The organism is Photobacterium sp. OFAV2-7 (genome assembly GCF_022347985.1).
GTDB lineage: Bacteria > Pseudomonadota > Gammaproteobacteria > Enterobacterales > Vibrionaceae > Photobacterium.
Genome location: NZ_JAKRFQ010000353.1, coordinates 1 through 4916, shown reverse-complemented (window position 1 = coordinate 4916; position 4916 = coordinate 1). Strand labels below are relative to the sequence as shown.

The window sequence follows — 4916 nt, the reverse complement described above, 5'->3', positions numbered from 1 at the left end:
AGCCGAACGACACGCTTTCCAGCCTGCGCTTTGTCGACCAGGATCTGGTTGATCTGGTCTTGGGGGACACAGTGGTAGTCTAGCTTCTTACCGACATAAACCATCTCTGCATTTTCATTCGCCAATGCGAGAATCTCTGCAGATACAAGACGATCGTAAACCACGACATCAGCTTGCTGGATCACGCGGTGCCCTTTGACGGTAAGTAAGTCTGGATCACCCGGCCCTGCACCAACAAGAGAAACAAAACCGCTGTTTAACGATGTGTGATTGGTCATAGCAACGCCTATTAAATTTAAATATACCCAAGTAACCTCAAGATGCGTGCTTCAGCGAGAATTACTTGGCTTGCAGGCACGGCACCAATTTGAAGATCTAGTGGCTCTAAATCAAGAATTGGTAACAAAGGCTGGGAGCCAAGTAAACTCGCCCTCTGGGAGCTTGTCACTGACCCTATTTCAGCGTCAAATAACTTGGAAAGAGAACACTATTACGCTTCGTTATTTTCCTTGAACTAGAGCCAGTGACAGAGCTCTGAATACAGCATCTTGAAGTCACTTGGGTATACAAAAAAGTAGAACTCGGGAAACTATCCTAAGGAGTTATTACTTTTTATAGCCAAAACAATACAATAGATGGCGAAAGTTAAGACTGGCCCTGCACTGTCTGGCAGGGCCCAATTAGGTGATTATTTAGTGCTAAATGCAGGTTCTGCGTGAATCTCTGCATCGTTTTCTACGTCGATGGCAGGTGCTGTTTTAGCATGAGTCAGGTACAGCGGCACACAGGTAAATAGAAGACCACCAACCAGGTTACCCAGCACAGTCGGGATAAGGTTCCAGTTCAACCAAGTCGCAACACCGAAGTCTGCGCCTAGCATCATACCCAGTGGGAACAGGAACATGTTCACTACTGCGTGCTCAAAGACTAGCGCGAAGAAGATGAAGATTGGTAGCCACATCGCTGCAATTTTGCCTGCGACAGAGCGAGCTGTCATGTTACCAATAACACCCAGACAAACCATTAAGTTACAAAGAATGCCTTTAACGAATACGGTGATCCAGCCATCCACTCCATGCTCGGCGTAACCCACAGTACGTGCTGTGGCGGCGGCAATGAATTTCTGACCGACTGCGCCTGCTTCTACGCTGAAGTTCATTGTGAACGTTAGGGCAACAAGGAAGGCAACAAGCAGTGAACCGATAAGGTTACCCAGACCAACATAGCCCCAACAGCGTAGGATGCGGCTCCAGGTGATACCTTTACGATTTTCGAATTTAGCCAGTGGTGCAAGACCGAAAACACCCGTCAGCAGGTCATAACCCATCAGGCTAAGAATACAAAAGCCGACCGGGAAAACTAGTGCGCCAACAATACCGACACCGGTTTGTACGATGGTTGTAATGGCAACCACAACGGCCAGAGAAAGAATAATACCTGCCATCATGCCACGTAAGACCAGGTCACGCGTCGATGTGCGTACTTTCGCTTCGCCAGTGTCGATCATTGTCTGAACGAATTCAGCAGGTTTGTTGTAAGACATAATATTCCTTATTATCAAAAGTTTAAAAATTAAAAGTTAAGATTGAATAGACAAAGGCTCCCTGCATCTCACTTTCCTCTCCGAAAAAATCCGGCCCGGAGCAAGAAGCCTTTTAGCTATTAAATCTCTGTGATTGTTACCGGCGATGGTTACCTTAGGCTGCGATTTCTACCTTGCTGCCGGTAACACGCGCTTTAAACGCTTTGATATTGAAGCGCTCATCTTCCATGCACGCGCCAGTGGCCAGGTTGAAGCGCTGTTTCTTTAGCGGGCTGGCTACCCAAAGCTCGCCCTGATGCTCGCAAATCAGGCCACGTGATAACACGTTCGAACGCGCAAATGGATCCATATTGCTGATGGCAAAAACCTGCTCTGAATCGCTTGGGCGGAATACCGCTACCTGCTGTCCATTTATCAGTGCACAAACACCGGTTCCCGGGGCGATGTCGGTGATATCGCAAACTTGTTCAAAAGCCATGATTAGTTCTCCAGTTCCACGTGTAGGATGTCGCCTTTAGCTTCAGGGTGTTTTTCGGTGAACGTTGCCGGGCGGTGCTGGTCACGCTCAGAGACAAACACGACGTTATCGTCACGCAACTCTGAGTTGATGAAGTGAGCAAAGCGAGTCAGTTGTGATTCGTCTTCAATAGTGTCTTTCCACTCACAGCGGAATTCGTCAACCAGGCGGGCAACATCGGCTTCCAGCTGCGCATTGATGCCAAGTTTGTCTTCGATGATCACTTCACGCAGGTAGTCCACTCCGCCTTCCATGTTATCCATCCATACCGATGTGCGCTGAAGCGGCGCAGCCGTACGGATATAGAACATCATGAAGCGGTCGATGTATTTGATCAGTGTTTCCTGATCCAGGTCGGTGGCCAGAAGGTCGGCATGGCGAGGCTTCATACCGCCGTTACCGCAGACATACATGTTCCAGCCTGCATCTGTGGCGATGATGCCCAGATCTTTGCCCTGTGCTTCAGCACATTCACGGGTACAGCCTGATACACCAAACTTCATCTTGTGAGGAGTACGGATCCCTTTGTAGCGGTTCTCGATATATGAACCCAGCCCGACAGAATCCTGTACGCCGTAACGACACCAGGTCGAGCCAACACAGGTTTTCGCCATACGCAGCGCTTTTGCGTAAGCCTGACCAGTTTCGAATCCTGCGTTGATGAGCTTGCGCCAGATCTCTGGCAAGTCATCTTTCTGGGCACCGAACAAACCGATTCGCTGGGCACCTGTTACCTTGGTGTACAGGTTGTATTCCGCTGCGACGTTAGCCAGTTCTGCCAGCGCCAGTGGTGTGACTTCACCGCCTGCCATACGTGGAATAACAGAGTAGGTGCCGTCTTTCTGGATGTTACCCAGGAAGTTGTCGTTGGTATCGTGCAGCTTAACTAGTTGTGGCTTGAGGATATGTTCACCCCAGCAAGACGCCAGAATCGAACCAACTAGAGGTTTACACACTTCACAGCCGTAACCCTTGCCGTATTTTTCCAGCAGTTCGTCGAACGTCTTGATTTCTTCAACGCGGATCAGGTGGAAGAGCTCTTGGCGCGAGTAGGCAAAGTGTTCACAGACATCGTTTTTCACTTCGATACCGGTTTTTGCCAGTTCAGCGTTCAAAACAGAGGTAACCAGAGGGATACAACCGCCACAACCTGTACCGGCACCGGTAACAGCCTTGATGTCGGCCATTGTGTGGTGACCGTCAGCAACCGCTTGGGCAATCTTGCCTTTGGTAACGTCAAAGCACGAACAGATAACGGCACTGTCAGGGAGTGCGTCCGGGCCTAGTGCTGGTTTTTCAGCGCCAGCATGCGCAGGCAGGATCAGCGTGTCAGGGTGCTCTGGCAGGTCGATTTCGTTCAGCATCAGCTGAAGCAGGTCGCCGTAGTCAGAGGTGTCGCCAACCAGTACGGCACCCAGCAGTTTCTTACCGTCTTCAGAAACGATGATGCGCTTATAGACTTCTTCGTTTTCGTCAAGGTAGACATAGCTCTTGCTATTAGGCGTGCGACCATTAGCGTCGCCGATACTGCCTACTTTAACGCCGAGCAGCTTGAGTTTGGCACTCATGTCAGCGTCTTCGAATGCATTTTCTTCGCCAATCAGGTGGCTGACAGCAACCTGGGCCATTTTGTAACCCGGTGCGACCAGGCCGTAGAATTTTTCATTCCATGAAGCACACTCACCAATGGCGTAGACATCTTCGTCAGAGGTGATGCACTGATCGTCGATAGCAATACCACCGCGACGACCGGTAGCCAGTCCGCACTGCATGGCTAGCTTGTCTTGAGGACGAATACCGGTTGAGAAAACAATGAAATCAACTTCTAGCGAGGTACCGTCTGCAAAGTGCATGGTGTTGCGGCCATTGGTGCCTTCCGCAACAATCTCTTTGGTATTTTTGCCGGTATGAACGTTCACGCCGAGCTTTTCGATTTTCTTGCGAAGCTGTTCACCGCCCTGAGGGTCTAGCTGCTCGGCCATTAGCACAGGAGCAAACTCGACAACATGGGTTTCTACGCCGAGTGCTTTAAGGGCGCCAGCTGCTTCAAGGCCAAGCAAGCCACCGCCAACAACTACACCACTTTTGCTGCGTTTTGCTGTTGCTTCGATGGTTTTGAGATCTTCGATGGTGCGGTATACGAAGCAGTCTTTGCTTTCATTGCCTTTGATTGGTGGAACCCAAGGGTAGGAGCCGGTGGCCATGATGAGCTTGTCGTATTGAACTTCGCGACCTGTGCTGGAGTGGATGATTTTTTGAGCGCGGTTGATGGTAATAGCACGTTCACCGACAAGAACCTTGATGCCATGTTTCTCGTAGAAACCTTCTTTGACCAATGAAAGTTCTTCGGCAGTGTGGTGGGAGAAATACGAAGACAGGTGAACCCTGTCATAAGCTTTTCGTGGTTCTTCACAGAAAACTGTTACTTCATAGTTTTCCATGTCTGCTTTATCGACTAGTTCTTCGATATAGCGATGGCCGACCATACCGTTACCGATAATCGCCAATCTGACTTTGCTCATAAGATCCTCTTAACAACAGGCGTTAATTCTGTGGCAATAGTAATAAGTCAGGTTGTGAATAAATATGACGTAAATCAACTACGACTTTGAATACCCCCAAAGGGGTATGCAATTAAAAATCAATGGCTTACGAGTTTGTGGTTGATTTTAATGTACATGTTGTGAAGGAATATTACATCTTTATGGCTGCTATAATCTTGAAAAAATATGCAATTTGTTCAATTAGGGGAGAAAGGAATGGTTGCTCGGATTTAGCCCTTGTAAAACGGATAAATGATGCCATATGAAATAATCAGCGAGCCTGTTTTGAGATGGGTTATTGGGAGGGTTATTT

At 48.8% G+C, this 4916-nt stretch carries 4 protein-coding genes; all 4 read right to left on the bottom strand.

The window, feature by feature from the left end; genetic code table 11:
* Window positions 1-278: uroporphyrinogen-III C-methyltransferase (locus MHN01_RS16550; RefSeq protein ID WP_239412351.1), on the bottom strand; the 278-nt coding region annotated here is incomplete at its 3' end.
* 410 nt (window positions 279-688) lie between these two features.
* Window positions 689-1543: a formate/nitrite transporter family protein gene (locus MHN01_RS16545; protein WP_239412350.1), complete on the bottom strand. Its 855-nt coding sequence runs from the start codon at window positions 1541-1543 to the stop codon at window positions 689-691.
* Between the two features lie 154 nt (window positions 1544-1697).
* Window positions 1698-2021 (bottom strand): nitrite reductase small subunit NirD, encoded by a 324-nt coding sequence (nirD, locus tag MHN01_RS16540; RefSeq protein ID WP_239412349.1) that lies wholly within the window; start codon window positions 2019-2021, stop codon window positions 1698-1700.
* Between the two features lie 2 nt (window positions 2022-2023).
* On the bottom strand, window positions 2024-4582 hold the full coding sequence (gene nirB / locus MHN01_RS16535) for a nitrite reductase large subunit NirB (protein WP_239412348.1): 2559 nt from the start codon (window positions 4580-4582) through the stop codon (window positions 2024-2026).
* Window positions 4583-4916: the final 334 nt, after the last annotated feature.

What these genes read in the sequence shown, in the direction of transcription:
- nirD (WP_239412349.1), bottom strand. Translation starts at nt 2,021, where the DNA reads ATGGCTTTTGAACAAGTTTGCGATATCACCGACATCGCCCCGGGAACC.
- nirB (WP_239412348.1), bottom strand. Translation starts at nt 4,582, where the DNA reads ATGAGCAAAGTCAGATTGGCGATTATCGGTAACGGTATGGTCGGCCAT.
- MHN01_RS16545 (WP_239412350.1), bottom strand. Translation starts at nt 1,543, where the DNA reads ATGTCTTACAACAAACCTGCTGAATTCGTTCAGACAATGATCGACACT.